The following is an 18,118-nucleotide window of genomic DNA, read 5'->3' as shown; positions in this document are numbered from 1 at the left end:
TCGCTGGATAGGCTGCGCCGGATCCGCGTCTTCCACCTTACTCCCGGGCCGGAGGCCCGGCAAACCGGCCCGGGGCGGGCTGTCCTGGACTTCCTGATCTGTCCTTAAGGGAGTTACGGCGCCGTTACATCGGTTCAGTACACGAATGCCTCCAGCGCGTAGGGAGCGACGCGGGGGCCTTCCCCTCCCAAGGCGCGCAGGCCGGCGCGGAGGGCCTCGGCCTGCGCCCGGCGCTCCGCCGGGGAGAGGGGGCGGATCCCCCAGGCCTCCGCTGCCGCGCGGTAGGGCGTCCCCGGCATCTCCACGAAGTCCGAAAGGTAAACCAGATCCCGTCGGTCCAGCGGCATGGCCTTTAAGACGGCCAGCGTATCCTCCACGTGACCATGGGCGAAGCGGTCCCCGCCGACCCCGATCATGACGATCACCCCGACGGAGAGGCCGGCGGCCTTCAGCCGACGCACGGTTTCGATCATCCCTTCCACCGTCGCGGGCTTGCGCAGGAACTCCAGCAGGGGCGCATGCCCGCTCTCCAGGCCGATGTAGACCCGGCGCAGCCCCATGGCGCGCAGCTGCGCGTAATCCCCCACCGTCTTCCGCAGCCCGGTGAAGCCGTCCAGGAAGGCGTAGATCCCTGCGAAGCCGCGCCCGGGGCCATCGGCCTGCAGCGGGAAGGCTTGTCGCAGACGCTCCAGGAGGGCGATCAGGCGGGGCATCGGGATGGCGAGGGCGTTGGCGCTGCCCAGGAAGATCGTCCGCCGCATCCACAGGCCCTCGCCGAAGAAGTCGCGGATCGCATGCAGGTGGGCCTCGAACTCCTCGGGGGAGCGCACCCGGAAGGGCACCGACCGATAGAACCCGCAGAAGATGCAGGTGTTGAAGGGGCAGCCGGTGGTCGCCTGGACAACGAGGGAGAGATACTGATCCGGGGGGAGGATCCCGATGGGGGCGTAGACCTCCGCGAACCGTCGCGCGTCGGCCTCCAGGGCTTCGAAGTCCATCGCGGCCGCTCGCCGGAGCGCCTCCAGGATGCGGAACCAGTCCTCCGGATTGGGAGGCGGGGTGATCCAGCGGAGGGAGGGGGTGGAGAGCGCGCGGAGCAACTCCCGAAGCCGCCGGGCGAGCTCCTCCTCCAGGGCGCGGACTTCCTCCCGGGAGAGCCAGCGACGCCGGAGCCCTTCAGCGGTCATCCAGATGGCCTGGATCCGGTTGTCGAGCCCGCGGCGGTAGGTGAGCTCCCCGAGGGTGGCGCTCCAGAGGCGGCCGGCGCGATCATAGGCCAGGACATCGCGCCCGTAGAGGTGAAGGGAGAGGGCGCCGGGCTGCAGGTTCAGGGTCACCGGTCCTTCCCGGGTCTCCAGCCGGACCATCATCCTCGCCGCCTGGGGCGAATCCCGGGCCCCTCTTTCCATCTCCAGTTTATATGCGTGGAAGGCATTCGGCAAGGTCCGGGGCGGAAGTTTGGACGAGCGGCTTTCGCCGCGACCTGGACCCTGTGTGCGAGCCGAAATCCATTTCGGCATCCCGGTGGTGAGGGGTAAGGGGCCGTCCACGAATGGGAACACGAATACACGAATGCGGGGAATCCATTCCGTCGGAGCGGATTCCGCCGCGAACCCTTGCGGGATCGAAGACGCGAAGCTCGGGGTTGAAGTCCCCTATGTAAGCCGAAATTCATTTCGGCCTCCATGCGCAGGAGCGGCTTTCGCCGCGAACCATTGCGGGATCGAAGATGCGAGGCTTGGGATCGAAACCTCTCCCGTCAAAAGCGACCGGCGGCCTCATGGAGGGCAGAGGTTCGGGGCTGAAGCCCCTCCTGCAAAAGATCATCGACCCGGCATCCACGTGGCAGCCGCGACCCTTGCTCCATCAAGTGGAAGCCCCCTACAGCGGGGGCGCGTCCGGGTGGGGGACGCGGGCCGTCAGGATCTCCTCGCCGTCCTCCGTGGCGGCCACAGCGAGGAACCCGGGCATGGGCCCGAGATCCCGGTATCCTCGCCCCTCGGGGGCGAGGCCCGCGTCTCGGGCGAAGAGGGCGGATTGCCCGTAGAAGGCCAGGTCGAACAGCGCCCCGGTCATCATCGGGTTCAGGGCATAGGCGAAGCGCCCCTCCTGCACGGTGGCCGCCCACGCGCCCCGCAGCCAATCCGCTTGCTGTTCGGGGGTCCAGGGGCCCGGGTTGGCCGAGGGCTGGACCAGGATCTGCGCCCCCTGGCGGGCGAGGAGCTCCCGCACCGGGGATTCCGGGACGAAGGCGTCCAGGCAGACGGCGATCCCGACGCGGCCGACCTCGGTCTCGAAGACCCGGATCGCTTCCGGCGATCCGGAGGAGAGATCCAGCCCGGCGGGGCCTTCCAGGTCGATGAGGGCGACCTTGGGCTGGAGCCCGATGAGGCGGCCGTCGGGGCCGAAGAGGGCGGCGGCGTTGTAGACCGCCGCGCCGCGTGGGCGCAATGCGCGGGGAACCTCCCCGCCGCGGATGTCGTAGTCGGCCAGGGGGGCGGAGCCGGCGACGAGATAAACCCGGTGGGCGCGGGCCAGCCGGGAGAAGGTCCCCAGATAGAGGCGGGCGAGGAGGGGGTTGATCGTCAGCAGAAGGGCGCGGGCCCAGCTCACCCGGTGGCGCAGACGCCGGTAGAGGGCGGGGAGGAGCCGTCGGCGCAGGGCGAAGGCCATCGCCGTCGCCATCGAGGGCTGACGGATCAACCCCGGGGGGAGGACGGCCAGGGCGGCGAGCAGCCCGACATCCTCCGGAAGGGCCACCAGGGCCGGCGCCCGGGGATCCAGGGAGGCGCACGCCTCCTGGAGCAAGGCGGCCATCCGGGCGGCGAAGGCCTCCGGCGAGCGCCCATCCGCCACACTCCAGCGCATCTGGACGGCGACCAGCTGGATCGTCGGGGACACCGGGCTGGACCTCCTCCAAGGGCTCAGGGGCCGGAAGGTCGATCCGCGTTTCGATACAGGCCATGGGCGTGGATGTAGGCCTCCACCTCCGGGGGGACCAGGTAGCGGATGGAGCCGCCCTGTCGGACCCGCCGGCGCAGGTCGTGGGAGGCGATGTCCAGGAAGGGAGCGTCCAGCCAGATCAGGCGGCGGCTGATCCCGGGCAGCGCCTGCTCCAGCAGCGGCATGTGGACCACATAGCCGGGCCGCGGCATCACCGCCAGCCAGGTCAGCTGGATCAGGCGGTGCGGATCCCGCCAGCGAGGGAGATCCACCAAGGAGTCCGAGCCCATCAGGAAGAAGAACTCCGCCTCCGGGTAAGCCTCCCGCAGGATCGTCAGCAGGTCCACCGTGTAATGGGGGCCGGGTCGATCGATGTCCGCCCGGGAGATCTCAAAGAAGGGGTTGCCCGCGATGGCCAGCTCCAGCATGTTCAGGCGGTGGGCGATGGGGGTGACCTCCGCCGCCGGTTTGTGGGGCGGTTGCGCGGCGGGGATGAACAGCACCCGATCCAGCTGCAGCTGGATCCGGGCCTGCTCCGCCAGCACCAGATGTCCGTAGTGGGGAGGATCGAAGGTCCCTCCCAGCAATCCCAGGCGTTTCATCGGGCTCGCTCCGAAGACTTCGACGCCGAGGGGGGATTCGCCTTCATGGGCGCGCCGGACCTCGGCGGGTGAGACACGGGCCGTCCACTTTCGCGCCGATTGAAATCGGCCTTTCCGGGCGCGACGCGCCGGGCGTCGGCCTTCGCCGACGCAGGGAACGTCTTTGGCCGGCGCAGGCCGGCCGTTGGCTGAAGGCCTTCGCGCCGATTGAAATCGGCCTCTTAAGGCGCGATGCGCCGGGCGTCGGCCTTCGCCGGCGCAGAGAACGTTTTTCGGTCGGCGCAGGCCGACCGTCGGCCGAAGGCCTCAAGAGGCCGAATTCATTCGGCGCACCCCGCGCCGGGCGTCGGCCTTCGCCGACGCGAAGACGGGTCGGTGCAGGCCGGCCGTTGGCTGAAGGCTTTCCCGCTGATTGAAATCGGCCTCTTAAGGCGCGACGCGCCGGGCGTCGGCCTTCGCCGACGCGAAGACGGGTCGGTGCAGGCCGGCCGTTGGCTGAAGGCTTTCCCGCTGATTGAAATCGGCCTCTTAAGGCGCGACGCGCCAGGCGTCGGCCCCGCCGACGCAGAGAACGTTTTTCGGTCGGCGCAGGCCGACCATCGGCCGAAGGCCTCAAGAGGCCGAATTCATTCGGCGCACCCCGCGCCAAGCGTCGGCCTTCGCCGACGCAAAGGGGGATTCTTCGGTCGGCGCAGGCCGGCCGTTGGCCGAAGGCTTTCCCGCCGATTGAAATCGGCCTTTCCAGGCGCGACGCGCCAGGCGTCGGCCTTCGCCGACGCGGGGAACGTTTTTCGGTCGGCGCAGGCCGACCGTTGGCCGAAGGCCTCAAGAGGCCGAATTCATTCGGCATGCAGGCCGCTCCAGGTCGAATTCATTTGACCCGCATCGCCTCACGATCGCTTCCCCACATCCGCCCAGTCCACCCATTCCAGAACCGTATCGCCGATGTAGACGGTGTCCCCGGGCCGCACCCCGGCTTTCTCCAGGGCTTCGATCACTCCCAGACGCTCCAGCTGGCGGTGGAGGTGCATGAGGCCCTCCTCGGAATCGAGGCGGGCCATCCGCACCGCCCGCTCCGCCGCCGTCCCCAGGACCCGCCAGCCATCCCGCTCCCGGACCACCTGGATCGGCGTTTCGCGGCGCAGGAGAGGGGCGGTGGGCTGGAGCGGGGGCGGGGGCGGCGTCTCCTGCAGCCGTTTCCACGCCTCCCACATCAGGGCGCGGGTTCCCTGCCGGGCGGCCGCGGAGATGGGATGGACGACGAGGCCGCGGGCGGCGAAGGCCGCCTCCACCTCCGGCCATCGGGCCCGGACCTCCGGCAGGTCCATCTTGTTGAAGGCGATGATCTCCGGGCGCTTGAGCAGCTCCGGGTTGTAGTGGCCCAGCTCGGATCGGATGGCCTCGTAATCCCCGACGGGGTCGGGGGAGAGGCCATCGAGCACGTGGATGAGGACGCGGGTGCGCTCGACGTGGCGCAGGAAGGCCAGGCCGAGGCCGGCGCCCCGGTGAGCGCCCTCGATCAGGCCGGGGAGATCCGCCAGGACGAAAGAGGCGGTGTCGTCCAGGACGACCACCCCCAGGTGAGGGTGGAGGGTGGTGAAGGGGTAGTCCGCGATTTTCGGGCGGGCGGCGGTGACGGCGGCCAGCAGGGTGGATTTGCCGGCGTTGGGCTTGCCGATCAGCCCGACGTCGGCCAGCAGCCGCAGCTCGAGGTGGAGGCGGCGGAACTCCCCGGGCTCCCCGCGCTCCGCGATGCGGGGGGCCTGGTTCGTGGGGGAGGCGAAGGCGGCGTTCCCCCGCCCGCCCCGCCCGCCCCGGGCGACCACGACGGACTGCCCGGGCTCGGTGAGGTCCGCCAGGATCTCCCCGGTGTCGGCGTCCCGGACGACGGTGCCGGGCGGCACTTCGAGGATGAGGTCCTCGCCGCTGGCGCCGGTTTTGCGGCCGCCGCGGCCGCGGCGGCCATCCTCCGCCCGGAAGCGGCGGTGGCGGTAGTAATAGGCCAGGGTGTTCAGGTGGGGGTTCACCCGCAGGATCACATCCCCGCCCTTCCCGCCGTCCCCGCCGTCCGGCCCGCCCAGAGGCACGTATTTCTCCCGACGGAAGGAGACGCACCCGTCGCCTCCATTCCCGGCCTGGACCTCAATGATCACCTCGTCGCAGAACGCCCAGGGTTCGCTCATGGGAGCCCTCCCGTGGATCCTTTTCATTTTAGTGGGAGTCCCGTCCCGCGTCGCCATTCGATCGGCCGGGCCCGGGCTGAGGGGGACGGCATACCGCGCATGCGGAAAAGCCCCCGCTTCTCGTGATCCGGCGGGAAGCGCCCATCCGTGTTATGATCGCTTTCAAAGCGGGCGGCTCATTGCTGCGCTTCCGCACGCCGGAGGCTGCGCCTCGCTGGCACGAGGAGACCCGCAAAGCCCTGGAGGAGGCCGAAGAAGCCCTCCGCCGGGCCGGATGCCCCGGGAGCCCCTGAGGCCGTCGGCCCCGCGACAGGTGGAAGGCCGGAGCCTGGGGCCCTTCCCCCACCGGCGCCTTGATGGAACCCGCATCGGGATCCGAACGTCCTTCGATTGAAGGCATCCCCGGAAAGGAGGTTCCCATGCGCCCGCTGCGAATGGCCGTGCTCGTCCTGATGCTGATGGCCGCCTGCGCGCCGCGGGCGGCCCCCACGCCGGCGGCGCAGCCCCGGGCCCCCGCCTCCGGAGGGGAGATCATGGCCCCGTCCGCCGGAGGGGCGCCGGCCGCCCAGCCGCCCCAGCCGTTGAAGGAAGGGGCCGCCGCCCGGGACCGTGTGGCGGCCACCCCGATGCCGCCCGGGGTGAACCCGCCCGGCCTGGTCCCCAACCCGGCCGCCCGCATGATCATCAAGAACGCCGAGATGCGCCTCATCGTCTCCCACGTGGATGAGGCCCTCACCCGCATCGAGGGCCTGGTGGCGGACCTGGGGGGCTACATCCTCAACAGCCGCACTTGGTTCCAGGAGGGGGAGAAATACGCCGCCCTGACCTTCGCGGTGCCCTCGGAGCGCTTCGAGGAGGCCCTGGGCCGGCTGCGGCGCATCGCCCTGCGGGTGGCCGACGAGAACACCTCCGGCCAGGATGTGAGCCAGGAATACGTGGACCTGGAGGCCCGCCTGGCCAACCTGGAGGCGGCCGCCGCCCGCCTGCGCGAGTTCCTCCAGCAAGCGAAATCCGTGGAGGAGGCGCTGGAAGTGGAGGCCCGTCTGCGGGAGCTGGAGGGGGAGATCGCCCAGGTGAAGGGGCGGATGAACTTCCTGAAGGGCCGCTCGGCCTACTCCCTGATCACCGTCACCCTGGAGCCCATGCGCCCGACCCCCACGCCGACGCCGACCCCCACCCCGGTGGTCTGGAATCCGGGGCAGACGTTCCGGGAGGCCACGGAGGTGCTGGGGATCATCATGCGGGCGCTGGTGGATCTGAGCATCTGGGTTCTGGTGCTGGGCGGGCCCTTCGTCCTGCCGGCCGCCCTGCTGACCTTCGCGGTCTACCGGCTCCGCAACCGCCATCCGCCGAAGGCGGGATGAATCCGCCGGAGGGGCGGGGCGTCCGGGAAGGATGCCCCGCCCCTGAGATCCCCGTCTTGTGAGGAGGGGCGCTGATCCCGAATGGATGCCGAAATGAATTTCGGCTTGCGTAAGGGGGCTTTCGCCCCAAACCTCGCATCTTCGATGGCGCAGGGGTCGCGGCGATAACGGGGATGCCGAAATGAATTTCGGCTTACACAGGGGCTTCAGCCCCGAACCCTGCGTCTTCGATCCCGCGATGGGTCGCGGCGAAAACCGCTCCTACAGACATCGGTCTTGTTTGTAGGAGGGACTTTGGTCCCGAACCGTTGCCCTCCAGGCCGCCATCGGTCGCTTTGGATGGGAGGGGCTTCAACCTCGGGCTTCGCGTCTTCGATCCCGCGATGGGTCGCGGCTAAAGCCGCTCCTACAAAAAGATGGTTTCTGTAGGAGGGGCTTTAGCCCCGAACCCTCGTCTTCAATGACGCAAGGGTCGCAGTGAAAGCCGCTTCGGTAACCCGGAACCCCTGGTTCTCGATGATGCAAAGGTCGCGGCTAAAGCCGCTCCTACAACAAATACAAGGTCGAAATGAATCTCGGCTTGCCAGCGGGAGGGCTCCGGCTTCGAACCTTTCTGTCTTCGGGGCGGTCGGAGGTCGCGAGGGAAGCCGCGCTTCCCGCATCGATCGTTCTCTCCCCTCCTTGGGCCACCGGTTCGCGCAGGGCCACTGCGGGCTGCCGAACGGCATCCCAATCCCCGATCATTGGAAGGGAAGAGCCAACCGATTACTGTCGGAGCGCCGAGGGCATGGATGTCGGGCGCTGGGGCAGGCGGATTCCTTCGGGCCGCCGGGTTGACGGGATCGACGGTGTGGGGCTGCCTGGGCCAGCGCGATCGGGATCGCGCGCCCGAAGGCAGCCCCGCGGTTGGGAGAAGCAGGACGAGTTGCCTTGACGTTGTCAGACCCGCCTTCTTCGATTAGATTGGGAATGGATCCGGGAGGAAGGCATTGAAATTGCTCTATGAGGGCTTATGCCCGTAGAGTCCGCTCGCTGGTTCCATGAAGCTTTCAACGATCGGATGCTTGCGGATGATGCCCCTTCGGTCTTGTTCTCCCCCGAAAGAGTCCGTCATCTGAGGGAGCGTGTGGCGTTGTTCCTCAGGTGGTGTGAAGACCTTTTGATCCGTGAGGGATGGTTGCAGGCGACGGATGAATGGTGAGGATGGGGTTCCCTGCGAAGCGGCATAGACCTGCTCTGTCTGTGAGGACAGTGCGGATCTTGAACACGGGATCGGATGGAGGGCGCGGATGGGCCTCTGGTTGCTGGGGACCTCCGGTGCGGTCCCGGATGGCCGGCGGGATTACGTGAGCTTGGTGGTGGAGGCGGCCGACGGGCTGATCCTCATTGAGGCCGGAGGATCGCCGTTGCACCGCCTCCGTCGGATGGGCATGGATCCCATGCGGTTGCGGGGGATCTTTCTCTCCCACCGTCACCCGGATCACCTGAGCGGCCTCCCCGGGCTTCTGATGGGCCTCTGGCTGCTGCGGCGGGCCGATCCCCTCTGGATCGCAGGGCCCGAGGACGCGCTGGAGCGGGCCCGGGCGCTGCTGGACCTCTTCGAATGGCGCTCGTGGGCCGGCATGTTCCCGGTGGACTGGCGGCCGATCCCTCCGGAGCCGGATTCCATGGTGGAAGCTTCAGGCTCCGTCCGCTTGCTGGCCGCCCCGGTGGTCCACAGCGTGCCCACCCTGGCCCTGCGGATCGAGCTTCCCGAAGGCACGGCGGCCTATTCCGCGGATACCGAACCGTGCCCGGCGATGGCCCGCCTCTCCCGGGGGGTCGAGGTGCTGATCCACGAAGCCACGGGCGCTTATCCCGGGCACACCCCACCGGAAGGCGCCGGGCGGATCGCCCGGGAGGCCGGCGCCCGCCGGCTGATCCTGGTCCATCTGCCTCCGGAGGTGGATGGGGAGGCGTGGATCGCCCGCGCCCGCGAGACGTTTGATGGTCCGGTGGAGATCGGGTGGGATGGGATGCGGGCGCTGTGAAGGGCAGAGCCCGGGGGTGTGTCCCAATTTTGTCGGGCCTGGCCGCTTTGTAGGACAACTGCGAGCAGTTGTCATTTTGGGACACACCCGAGCCCGGAGCCGATTTGACAGCTCTTCCCCCGCTTGTCTATAAAATCATGTCCGGATTCGGAGGCCTCACCGGCATAGTCGGTGAGGCGTTGCATGTCGGAGGCGGATGTCGCGGCCGATCGATGGGCGTTGCGGATCTTTTCCAGCAGGGTGTGTCCTCCGGTTCCGCCCGTCGCCAACCGCCTCCTTGCGAACCATCTCCGGTGGGGCGCCCACGATCCGGGCGGTGTGGTCTTTCCCCCATGATCCTGGAGCGGGGTGAGCGGTCATGATCGAAGTGGAGGGATTGACCAAGATCTACGGCAACCAGGTGGTCGCCATCGAAGATGTGACGTTCCGCGTGGAGCGGGGGCAGATCGTCGGGTTCCTGGGCCCGAACGGGGCCGGGAAGACGACGACCATGCGCATCCTCACCGGCTACATGCCGCCCACCCGGGGCCGCGCCCGCATCGCCGGCTATGACACGGTCCTCCAGTCCCTGGAAGCCCGCCGCCACATCGGTTACCTTCCGGAGACCGTCCCCCTGTATCCTGAGATGAGCGTCCGCGCCTATCTGGGTTTTATGGCGGAGATCCGGGGGGTTCCGAACCGCAAGGCTGCGGTGGAGCGGGCCATGGCCCTCACCGGGCTGGAGGATCAAGCGGACGCGCTCATCGGGAAGCTCTCCAAGGGTTACCGGCAGCGGGTGGGCTTAGCCCAGGCCATCCTGCACAACCCCGACGTCCTGATCCTCGACGAGCCCACCATCGGCCTGGATCCCCGGCAGGTCCGGGAGGTGCGCGAGCTGATCCAGGAGCTGGGCAAAACCCACACCATCCTGCTCTCCACGCATATCCTCGCGGAGGTCCAGCAGATCTGCGACCGCGTTTTGATCATCCACCGGGGGCGGATCCGGGCGGACATGACGCTGGGGGAGGCCCTGCGCAGCCGGCGGCCGGACCGCATCTTCCTGCGGGTGGATGGGGCGGACGCGCAGGTCCCGGAGGCGTTGCATGGACTCCCCGTGGTGCATCGGGTGGAGCGGCTGGAGCGGGGGGTGTATGAGATCCAGGTGGCCCCCGAGGCCCGGGAGGATCCCAGCCCGGTCCTCGCTGAGGCCATCGTGCGCCGCGGGTGGCGCCTGCTGGAGCTCCGGCCCGTCGGCCTCACCCTGGAGGATCTGTTCCTTCAGGTGACCGCTCAGGACTGAGGAGGGCATCGATGCGTAACGTGTGGGCCATCGCCCGTCGCGAGCTCGGGGCCTATTTCGTCTCGCCCATCGCCTATCTGGTGGGCGCGGCCTTCCTGGCCATGATGGGCTTCTTCTTCTACACCGACGTGGTCTTCACCGTCCTCAGCCGATCGGAGCCGACCATGCGATATGTCTTCGGGGTGATGACCACCATCCTGCTCTTCGTCGCCCCGGTGCTGACCATGCGCCTGCTGGCGGAGGAACAGCGGTTGGGGACCCTGGAGCTGTTGCTCACGGCGCCGGTGCGGGACTGGGAGGTGGTGCTGGGGAAGTATCTGGCCGCCCTGGTTTTCTATCTCGGGCTTCTCCTGGCCACCGCCGTCTATCCGCTGCTCCTGTTCTGGATGCGAGGCAACCCGGACGTCGGCCCCATCCTCTCCGGCTACCTGGGGATGGCCCTCTTCGGGGCGGCGTTGCTTTCCATCGGCCTGTTCTCCTCCTCCCTTTCCCAGAACCAGGTGGTGGCGGCGGTGGTGGGGATCGGGCTGGTGATCCTGCTGGCGGTGGCCAGCCTGCCCGCGGATGGGATCACCAACCCCATCCTCCAGCAGATTCTGAACCATTTGGATCTGCGGAACCACCTTCTGAACTTCCGTCGGGGCTTGATCGACACGGCGGACATCGTGTATTACCTGAGCGTCACCGCAGCTTTCCTGTTCCTCACCGTGCAGATCCTGAATTCGCGGAGGTGGCGATGAACCTGGCCCGGCCGTCCGAAGCGATCCTCCGGGCGCTGTGGGGGCTTGCCCTCCTGGCTCTCGTCGCCGCCGCGGTCGCCTGGACCATCGAGGGGCGGCTCGGCGCGCCCAGCGTGGTCGCCCTCCTTCTGGCCGTCCTGCTGGGGGGGATCGCCATCTACCTGGCCCCGGAGCAGGCCCGCGCCTGGATCCAGGGGCGCCCCTTCGCCTTCGGCGCCAACGCCGTCCTGGCCAGCGCGGCCTTCATCGGCATCATGGTCTTGCTGAACATCCTGGCGGTCCGCCACGCCCAGCGCTGGGATGTGACCGCGGAGCGGCGTTTCTCCCTCTCCCCTCAGACCCTCCAGATCCTCAGCGCCCTCCCCCAGCCGGTGGAGGCCCTGGCCTTCTTCTCCCAGAACTTCCAGTTCGCCCGGGAGGATGCGGCGGATCTGCTGGATCAGTATCGGCATTACAGCAACGGGAAGTTCTCTTACCGGTTCATCGATCCGGTGGCCCAGGCCTCCCTGGCCCGGCAGTGGGGGGTCAGCCAGGACGGGACGATCCTCTTCGTGATGGGGGATCGACGGCAGCAGGTCACCCTCTATACGGAACAGGAATTCACCTCAGCCCTGGTGAAGCTGATCCGCACGACCCAGCCCAAGATCTACGTCCTCACCGGCCATGGGGAGCGGGACATCCAGGAGGAAGGGGACAACGGCTACGCCCAGGTCCGTCGGGCCCTGGAACGGGAGGGATATGCGGTGGAGCCCCTGAACCTGGCGGTCACGGCGACGGTGCCCGCGGATGCGGCGGCCGTGATCCTGGTCGGCCCCACCCGCCCGCTGCTGGATCGCGAGGTTGAGGCCTTGAAAGGCTATCTCAACGCCGGCGGGCGGATGCTGATCGCGCTGGATCCCGCCCTCCAGAACGTCGGAGCCGGGGTGACCGAGTCCATCAACCGGGTGCTGGCGGACTGGGGGATCGCTTTCCGGGATGACGTGATCGTCGATCCGGTGAGCTCGATGTTCACGGATCCGCTCACCCCGGTGGCCGGCCGCTACGGGTTCAGCCCGATCACGGAGAAGCTGCGCGGGATCGCCACGGCCTTCCCGGCCGCGCGCTCCATCGATGACAGCCGCGTCCCTTCGGACCGCTTCCGCGCCGTCCGGCTGGTGGAGACCAGCAACCAGAGCTGGGGCGAGACGGATCTGGGCGCGTTGCGCCAGGGGTTAAGCCAGGGACGGTTGCCGGGGCCGGGCGGCAAGCCGGTGGGGCCTCAGGCCCTGGCTGTGGCGGTGGAGCAGGTGAACGGGAAAGGCCGCCTGGTCCTTTTCGGAGATGCGGATTTCGCCGCCAACCAGAACGTGGGGGCGAACCTGCCCTTCGCCAACCTGGATCTGTTCGTCAACGCCGTCAACTGGCTCTCGGAGTCCGAGGTCCTGATCGGGCTGCGCCAGTCTCCCTCCGCCACCGTCCGCGCCCTGAGCGCCACGCCGGCCCAGGTCCGCACCGTCTTCATGCTGACGGTGGTGGCCATGCCGCTGCTGGTCCTGGCCGCCGGCGCCATGGTATGGTGGCAGCGTCGCTGAGGGGATTCGAGGATCCCGATGCGGTCTTTTCTCATAGAAGCCGGGCATCGGATCGGAGGTGATCGGCGATGAAGCGCTGGGGGACGCTGGGCCTGGTGGTCGCTTTCCTGATCCTGGCCCTCTTTGTATACTTGGAGCCGAGGATCACGGCTCGTCCCACGCCGACGCCGGCGGGCGCATCCCGCAACCTCCTGGAGGTGAGCAGCGCCGCCATCCAGCGCATCCGGGTCATCGACCACGCCGCCGGGCGGGAGGCGGAGGTGGAGCGGGATGCCAGCGGACAGTGGTTCATGATCGCGCCCACCCGCCATCTGGTGCGCCAGGATGCCCTGGACACCCTGGCCGGAGGGCTGGCGACGCTCTTCGTTCAGCAGGTGATTTCCGACGTCACGGATCTCTCCGCCTATGGGCTGGTGACGCCGACTTACACGATTGGGATCAGCGCCACGGATCGGGTGTTCACGCTGACGGTGGGGACGGCGACGCCGATCGGGGGTGGCTATTACGTGCGCCGGGAGGGGGATCCGGCGGTGTATGTGGTGGGGACCTTCGCCATCGATGAGGCCCGGAAGCTGATCACGGAGCCGCCGCTGGCGACGCCCACGCCCACGCCGACGGTGACCCCTACGCCGACGGCCACGCCCACTCCCACGCCCGGCCCTTCGCCCACCCCGGGTGTGACTCCGACACCCTGATCGAAGCGGTCAAACCTGATGGAGGAATCGGCTTCATGCTGGAGGGAATCCTGAGCCCGCATCGCACGACGCTGGACCAGCTCCTCGCCCTGGGTCGATCCCGGGGGTATGTGACCTTTGAAGAGATCCTGGAGTTCTTCCCCGAGGCCGAGAACGACCTGGATCGGCTGGATGAGATCTTCGCGGCCCTTCTGGAGGCAGGGGTGGAGGTTACGGACGCTCCCGAGGAGGAAGGCCCGATCTCCGCGGAGGAGGAGGTTGACGAAGAAGGCCTCTGGGAGGAGGAGCTGGAGGCGGAGCTGGACTCCGATGACCTCCTCAGCCTCTATCTCAAGGAGGTGGGGCGGATCCCCCTGCTGACGCCGGAGGAGGAGGTGGAGCTGGCCCGGCGGATCGAGCGCGGGCGGGCGGCGGAGCGACGCCTGGCCCAGGGGGGTCTCTCCCCCGAGGAGCGCCGTCGGCTGGAGGAGATCGTCGCCGACGGGCGGGCGGCCCAGGAACACCTCATCCTGGCCAACACCCGATTGGTGATCAGCGTGGCCAAGAAATACGCGGGCCGGGGCCTTCCCCTTTCGGACCTCATCCAGGAGGGCAACATCGGCCTGATCCGGGCGGTGAAGAAATTCGACTGGCGCCGGGGCCACAAGTTCTCCACCTATGCCACCTGGTGGATCCGCCAGGCGGTCACCCGGGCCATCGCCGACCAATCCCGCACCATCCGCGTCCCTGTCCATATGGGGGATCAGATCAACAAGCTCATGCGCCTCCAGCAGCAACTGGCCCAGGAGCTGGGCCGGGAGCCGACGCCGGAGGAGCTGGCGGAGGCGATGGGCATCCCCCGGGCGCGGGCGGAGCAGTTGCTCCAGATGGCCCGCCAGCCTCTCTCCTTGGAGACCCCCACGGATGATGAGGAAGAGAGCGTGCTGGGGGACTTCATCGAGGATCGGGGGACGGCCTCCCCGGCGGAGGCAGTGAGCCAGCAGATGTTGCGGGAGATCCTGCACGAGGCGCTGGCCACCCTCTCCCCGCGCGAAGCCCGCATCCTCCAGCTGCGCTATGGGCTGGCGGACGGGCGTTCCTACACGCTGGAGGAGGTGGGGCGCAAGCTGGGGGTTACGCGGGAGCGGGTGCGGCAGATCGAGGCCCAGGCCCTCGCCCGCCTGCGGCATCCCACTTACGCCCGCAAGCTCCGGGAGTTCCTCCGCGAATAGTCTCCTCCGAAGGCACCGCGCAGGTCATTCGTGGAGCATCGGGTGGGGCCGGATGGCGCCTCTTCGGGCGATCCGGCCCCTGCTTCTCCGCCGGGTCGCCGCTTCCGGAGCTCATCCGGGGATCGCTTCCCGCAAGAGCTCCCGGATATCTGCGGTCATCGGCGCGCCGCTCCCCCCGCGCCGGACGGCGATGATCTCCGCCATGATCGAGACGGCGATCTCCTCCGGCGTTTCCGCCCGGAGCTCCAGGCCTACGGGCGAGCGCACCCGGGCCAGGCGCTCCAGGGGGATGCCGCGTTCCATCAGGGCCTTGGCCGTCAGCAGCCAGCGCCGCCGGGAGCCGATCACCCCGATGTAGGGCGCCGGGGAATCCAGGATCAGCGGGAGGATCCGCACGTCCAGGGGATGGTTCCGGGTGGTGAGGACAATGTAAGTCTGATGGTGAATCGGGGCCTGGGGGAGGACCTCTTCGGGCGGCCCCACGAAGAAGCGGTCCGCCTCGGGGATCCATTCCGGGGTGCAGAGCTCCGGCCGGTCATCGCTGACCAGGACGCGGAAGCCCAGCCATTTGGCCAGGTGGGCGAGGGCCCGGCCGACGTGTCCGGCCCCGATGATCAGCACCGCGGGTGGCAGGAGGGGTTCGATGAAGATCTCCACCTCCCCGCCGCAGACCCCGGGGTCGCCCTGTAGGGGGTCGGAGAGGGTGTAACGGACCAGCCGAGGATGTCCCTCCTGAATAACGTGGAGCGCCTCCTGGATCACTCGCGCTTCCATCTCCCCGCCTCCGATGGTCCCCTGGATCCGGCCGTCGGGGTGGACGAGCATTTTGGCGGCCTCGTGGCGGGGGACGGAGCCGCGGGCCCGGATCACGGTGCACAGCGCCACCGGCCGGTCTTCCTCATACGCCCGCAGGATGGCCTCATACAGCGCTCGCATTTAGCCTCCTGAGGCTCAGGGGGGTAGATTCACCTTGCAGACGCTGGCTCCTTCATTGTAGCGCGAACGGAGGATAAGGGTCCTGGGGAAAAGGGGCCGGATCCGCGGTCCGGCCCCTTCGTTTTCGAAGATGCCGGAGAAGGCCGGGGGTTTCAGCGTGGGGATCGACCGGGCTCCAGACTGGGCTCCACGGGGACTCCCTGGAGGGACCAGGGGCCGGCGGCGGTGATGCGGACGGAGACCAGCTGCCCTCGCCAGTCGCGGTCGCCGTCCTCGAAGAAGACCAGCTTGTTGTTGCGGGTCCGCCCGAACCACTTGCCCTTCTCGTTGCGGTCCTCCACCAGGATCTCCACCGTCTGCCCGATGAGGGCCTCGTTCTTGCGGCGGGAGATCCGCTCGTAAAGCTCCTCCAGCATGCGGAAGCGGCGCTCTTTCTCCTCGGGCGGCACGTCGTCGGCCATGGTGCGCCAGGCCACCGTCCCCGGCCGGGGGGAGTATTTGGCGATGTGCACCACGTCGAACTCCAGCTCCTCCACCAGCCGGTAGGTGTCCATGAACTGCTCCTCGGTTTCGCCGCAGAAGCCGACGATGATGTCCGTGGCGATGGAGGCGTTGGGGATGCGCCGGCGGATCTTCTCCACCACGCGCTTGTAGTCGGCCACGGTGTAGCCCCGGCGCATGCGGGCCAGCACCTCATCGTTGCCCGCCTGAACCGGGATCTCGATGTGCTCGCAGACCTTGGGCAGCTCCGCCACCGCCTCGATGATCCGGTCGGTCATGAAGCTGGGATGGGAGGTGAGGAAGCGGATGCGCTGGATGCCCTCCACCTCATGGACCGCCCGCAGCAGGTCCGCCAGGTCCGGGCCGTCGGGGATGTCCTTCCCGTAGCGGTCGACGATCTGGCCCAGCAAGGTGACCTCCCGGACGCCCTGCTCGGCCAGGGCGCGCACCTCGGCCACCACCTGGCCCACCGGGCGGCTGCGCTCCGGGCCGCGGCGGTAGGGGATGATGCAGAAGGTGCAACCGAAGGAGCAGCCGTGGACCACCGGCACGTAGGCCGTCACCTTGCGGCCCCGCTCCGAGAGGGGCAGCACCAGCTCCTCGTCCTGGAGCGCGTAGCGGACCATGCGCTCCAGGTCCTCCACCGCCCGGCCCTCATCGACCCGCCGGGCCAGGAACTCCACCAGCGGCCGGGGGTCCGCCGGGGGCATGAAGACGTCCACCCAGGGGAAGGCCCGGCGCAGCCCCTCGTTGCCCTTCACGCCCACCAGACAGCCCATGACCGCCACCACGCGGTCCGGCCGCCGCTCCTTGAGGGGCCGGACCATGTGGAGCCACCCGTAGGCCTTCTCCTCGGCCGACCGGCGGACGACGCAGGTGTTGACGACCAGCACGTCGGCCTGCTCCGGCCGCTCGGCCATCTGATAGCCAAGCTTCTCCAGGGCCGAGGCCAGCCGCTCGCTGTCGGCCACGTTCATCTGGCAGCCGAAGGTGTGGATGTAATACCGCATCCCGCTCACCTTCCCATCCCTCCCGCTGGATCGGGGGGGTCTATCGTGAAGATCCGCTTGAGCCCGCTCAGACCGGCGGCAAAGCGATCGCTTCGCTCATCATTTTAGAGGGGTGGGGGAAGCCCCGTCAAATGCGGGGATAACAGATCCGTGCGGACTCCTTCGCCGGACGGGAGCTCGCTCCTCCGGGGCTCGAGGCCGTTTGCCAGGGAAGCGGGATGGGATCGGCAGGAGAGGGAAGGCTGGGGAGGATTCCTGGGCCCTGCACCGGACGGTCCGGCATAATTCCCGGCGAAGGATTCGCTCCCCGCGGGGGATCCATGGCCAGCCGCTGGAAGGACTGGTATGAGCAGGGGAAGCGGGATCGCGAATGGGCGCTCCTGGACACTCAGTATGGATACTACGAATGGGCGTGTTTCACGCTCCAGCAGTCCGCGGGGAAGGTCGTCAAGGCGCTGGGGCTCGCGCTGGGCCTGACGCTGTGGGGACATTCCCTGACCGAGATGCTGAAGTGGATCGGACAGCGGATTGAAGTTCCCCCTGAGATCCTGGATGATGCCCGATTGCTGGACCTTTATTACATCCCGCCTCGTTATCCGAACGGCTTCCCCTCCGGCAAGCCCGCGGATTACTTCACGGAAACCCAGGCCCGGGAGACGCTTCGTGCGGCGGATCGAATCCTCCGGTTCTGTGAAAGCCATCTCCCTGGATCGGGATGAGCTCCTCCGACGGTTGCGGGAGGCGGCCGCCGAGGCGCTGGAGGCCTTCCCGGAGCTCCTGGAGATGCGGCTGATCGGCTCCCTGGCGACCGGGACGGCCACCGGGACCAGCGATGTGGATCTGCTGCTTCGGGTGCGGGAGATCTCCGGAAACCACCTGGAAGCCATGAAGCCCTATTTTTTCTTCTTCTCTCGCCGTCTGGAGGTGGCCCTGGACCTCTTGCTAACGGGTCCAGATCTTCCCCCCGGGCTGGAGGAGGCGTTGCGGGGAAGCATCCTGCTGGCCCGGCGCGGCGAACCGGAAGGGACACCGGGCTGAGGGGGCGATGATCGG

At 68.4% G+C, this 18,118-nt stretch carries 16 protein-coding genes; 10 read left to right on the top strand and 6 right to left on the bottom strand.

Annotation, left to right across the window (positions count from 1 at the left end; all coding sequences use genetic code 11):
* Positions 1-134 precede the first annotated feature (134 nt).
* The 4 genes from KNN16_RS06830 to obgE form a co-directional block, all read right to left on the bottom strand.
* Positions 135-1,370, bottom strand: coding sequence for a radical SAM protein (locus KNN16_RS06830; RefSeq protein WP_303900281.1), 1,236 nt, complete (start codon positions 1,368-1,370; stop codon positions 135-137).
* A gap of 511 nt (positions 1,371-1,881) precedes the next feature.
* Positions 1,882-2,901 (bottom strand): carbon-nitrogen hydrolase family protein, encoded by a 1,020-nt coding sequence (locus KNN16_RS06825; RefSeq protein ID WP_303900277.1) that lies wholly within the window; start codon positions 2,899-2,901, stop codon positions 1,882-1,884.
* A gap of 23 nt (positions 2,902-2,924) precedes the next feature.
* Positions 2,925-3,545 carry a nicotinate-nucleotide adenylyltransferase gene (gene nadD, locus KNN16_RS06820; RefSeq protein ID WP_299287985.1) on the bottom strand — a complete coding sequence of 207 codons (621 nt, stop codon included), beginning with the start codon at positions 3,543-3,545 and terminating at the stop codon, positions 2,925-2,927.
* Positions 3,546-4,435: 890 nt separating this feature from the next.
* Positions 4,436-5,728 (bottom strand): GTPase ObgE, encoded by a 1,293-nt coding sequence (gene obgE / locus KNN16_RS06815; RefSeq protein WP_299285983.1) that lies wholly within the window; start codon positions 5,726-5,728, stop codon positions 4,436-4,438.
* 152 nt (positions 5,729-5,880) lie between these two features.
* On the opposite strand from obgE, the gene KNN16_RS06810 reads away from it, so the two are divergent.
* The 8 genes from KNN16_RS06810 (at position 5,881) to KNN16_RS06775 (ending at position 14,618) form a co-directional block, all read left to right on the top strand.
* Positions 5,881-6,021: a hypothetical protein gene (locus tag KNN16_RS06810; RefSeq protein WP_303900274.1), complete on the top strand. Its 141-nt coding sequence runs from the start codon at positions 5,881-5,883 to the stop codon at positions 6,019-6,021.
* 126 nt (positions 6,022-6,147) lie between these two features.
* Positions 6,148-7,092: a DUF4349 domain-containing protein gene (locus KNN16_RS06805; RefSeq protein ID WP_303900271.1), complete on the top strand. Its 945-nt coding sequence runs from the start codon at positions 6,148-6,150 to the stop codon at positions 7,090-7,092.
* Between the two features lie 1,289 nt (positions 7,093-8,381).
* Positions 8,382-9,122 carry an MBL fold metallo-hydrolase gene (locus tag KNN16_RS06800; RefSeq protein ID WP_303900269.1) on the top strand — a complete coding sequence of 247 codons (741 nt, stop codon included), beginning with the start codon at positions 8,382-8,384 and terminating at the stop codon, positions 9,120-9,122.
* Between the two features lie 358 nt (positions 9,123-9,480).
* Positions 9,481-10,401, top strand: coding sequence for an ABC transporter ATP-binding protein (locus KNN16_RS06795; RefSeq protein WP_303900267.1), 921 nt, complete (start codon positions 9,481-9,483; stop codon positions 10,399-10,401).
* Between the two features lie 11 nt (positions 10,402-10,412).
* Positions 10,413-11,141 carry an ABC transporter permease subunit gene (locus KNN16_RS06790; protein WP_299285999.1) on the top strand — a complete coding sequence of 243 codons (729 nt, stop codon included), beginning with the start codon at positions 10,413-10,415 and terminating at the stop codon, positions 11,139-11,141.
* A complete protein-coding gene (locus tag KNN16_RS06785; RefSeq protein ID WP_303900264.1) occupies positions 11,138-12,712 on the top strand; it encodes a GldG family protein in 1,575 nt (524 codons plus the stop codon). Before KNN16_RS06790 ends, KNN16_RS06785 begins: the two co-directional genes overlap by 4 nt.
* A gap of 68 nt (positions 12,713-12,780) precedes the next feature.
* Positions 12,781-13,407, top strand: a complete 627-nt coding sequence (locus KNN16_RS06780) for a DUF4340 domain-containing protein (protein WP_299286005.1) — start codon at positions 12,781-12,783, stop codon at positions 13,405-13,407.
* A 35-nt stretch (positions 13,408-13,442) separates the two neighbouring features.
* The gene (locus KNN16_RS06775) at positions 13,443-14,618 is read left to right on the top strand and encodes an RNA polymerase sigma factor (RefSeq protein WP_303900261.1); all 1,176 of its coding nucleotides are present in this window, start codon (positions 13,443-13,445) and stop codon (positions 14,616-14,618) included.
* A gap of 111 nt (positions 14,619-14,729) precedes the next feature.
* On the opposite strand, the gene KNN16_RS06770 is transcribed toward KNN16_RS06775, so the two are convergent.
* Both KNN16_RS06770 and miaB read right to left on the bottom strand, forming a co-directional pair.
* Positions 14,730-15,554 (bottom strand): XdhC family protein, encoded by an 825-nt coding sequence (locus KNN16_RS06770; protein ID WP_299286011.1) that lies wholly within the window; start codon positions 15,552-15,554, stop codon positions 14,730-14,732.
* Positions 15,555-15,706: 152 nt separating this feature from the next.
* A complete protein-coding gene (miaB, locus tag KNN16_RS06765; protein WP_299286020.1) occupies positions 15,707-17,065 on the bottom strand; it encodes a tRNA (N6-isopentenyl adenosine(37)-C2)-methylthiotransferase MiaB in 1,359 nt (452 codons plus the stop codon).
* Positions 17,066-17,385: 320 nt separating this feature from the next.
* Here miaB and KNN16_RS06760 point away from each other — a divergent pair, with 320 nt between their 5' ends.
* Together KNN16_RS06760 and KNN16_RS06755 are read left to right on the top strand one after the other, a co-directional pair.
* Positions 17,386-17,784: a HEPN domain-containing protein gene (locus tag KNN16_RS06760; protein ID WP_303900257.1), complete on the top strand. Its 399-nt coding sequence runs from the start codon at positions 17,386-17,388 to the stop codon at positions 17,782-17,784.
* Positions 17,729-18,103 carry a nucleotidyltransferase domain-containing protein gene (locus KNN16_RS06755; protein WP_303900254.1) on the top strand — a complete coding sequence of 125 codons (375 nt, stop codon included), beginning with the start codon at positions 17,729-17,731 and terminating at the stop codon, positions 18,101-18,103. The genes KNN16_RS06760 and KNN16_RS06755 overlap by 56 nt, the downstream gene beginning before the upstream one ends.
* The last annotated feature ends 15 nt before the right edge of the window (positions 18,104-18,118 follow it).

Origin of the sequence: Thermoflexus hugenholtzii (assembly GCF_018771565.1) — a bacterium.
Classification (GTDB): Bacteria; Chloroflexota; Anaerolineae; order Thermoflexales; family Thermoflexaceae; genus Thermoflexus; species Thermoflexus hugenholtzii_A.
This window is presented reverse-complemented; position numbering and strand designations above follow the sequence as displayed.

What these genes read in the sequence shown, in the direction of transcription:
- obgE (WP_299285983.1), bottom strand. Translation starts at nt 5,728, where the DNA reads ATGAGCGAACCCTGGGCGTTCTGCGACGAGGTGATCATTGAGGTCCAG.
- nadD (WP_299287985.1), bottom strand. Translation starts at nt 3,545, where the DNA reads ATGAAACGCCTGGGATTGCTGGGAGGGACCTTCGATCCTCCCCACTAC.
- KNN16_RS06760 (WP_303900257.1), top strand. Translation starts at nt 17,386, where the DNA reads ATGGCCAGCCGCTGGAAGGACTGGTATGAGCAGGGGAAGCGGGATCGC.
- KNN16_RS06805 (WP_303900271.1), top strand. Translation starts at nt 6,148, where the DNA reads ATGCGCCCGCTGCGAATGGCCGTGCTCGTCCTGATGCTGATGGCCGCC.
- KNN16_RS06770 (WP_299286011.1), bottom strand. Translation starts at nt 15,554, where the DNA reads ATGCGAGCGCTGTATGAGGCCATCCTGCGGGCGTATGAGGAAGACCGG.
- KNN16_RS06775 (WP_303900261.1), top strand. Translation starts at nt 13,443, where the DNA reads ATGCTGGAGGGAATCCTGAGCCCGCATCGCACGACGCTGGACCAGCTC.
- KNN16_RS06810 (WP_303900274.1), top strand. Translation starts at nt 5,881, where the DNA reads ATGATCGCTTTCAAAGCGGGCGGCTCATTGCTGCGCTTCCGCACGCCG.
- KNN16_RS06785 (WP_303900264.1), top strand. Translation starts at nt 11,138, where the DNA reads ATGAACCTGGCCCGGCCGTCCGAAGCGATCCTCCGGGCGCTGTGGGGG.
- KNN16_RS06830 (WP_303900281.1), bottom strand. Translation starts at nt 1,370, where the DNA reads ATGATGGTCCGGCTGGAGACCCGGGAAGGACCGGTGACCCTGAACCTG.
- miaB (WP_299286020.1), bottom strand. Translation starts at nt 17,065, where the DNA reads ATGCGGTATTACATCCACACCTTCGGCTGCCAGATGAACGTGGCCGAC.
- KNN16_RS06795 (WP_303900267.1), top strand. Translation starts at nt 9,481, where the DNA reads ATGATCGAAGTGGAGGGATTGACCAAGATCTACGGCAACCAGGTGGTC.
- KNN16_RS06800 (WP_303900269.1), top strand. Translation starts at nt 8,382, where the DNA reads ATGGGCCTCTGGTTGCTGGGGACCTCCGGTGCGGTCCCGGATGGCCGG.
- KNN16_RS06780 (WP_299286005.1), top strand. Translation starts at nt 12,781, where the DNA reads ATGAAGCGCTGGGGGACGCTGGGCCTGGTGGTCGCTTTCCTGATCCTG.
- KNN16_RS06790 (WP_299285999.1), top strand. Translation starts at nt 10,413, where the DNA reads ATGCGTAACGTGTGGGCCATCGCCCGTCGCGAGCTCGGGGCCTATTTC.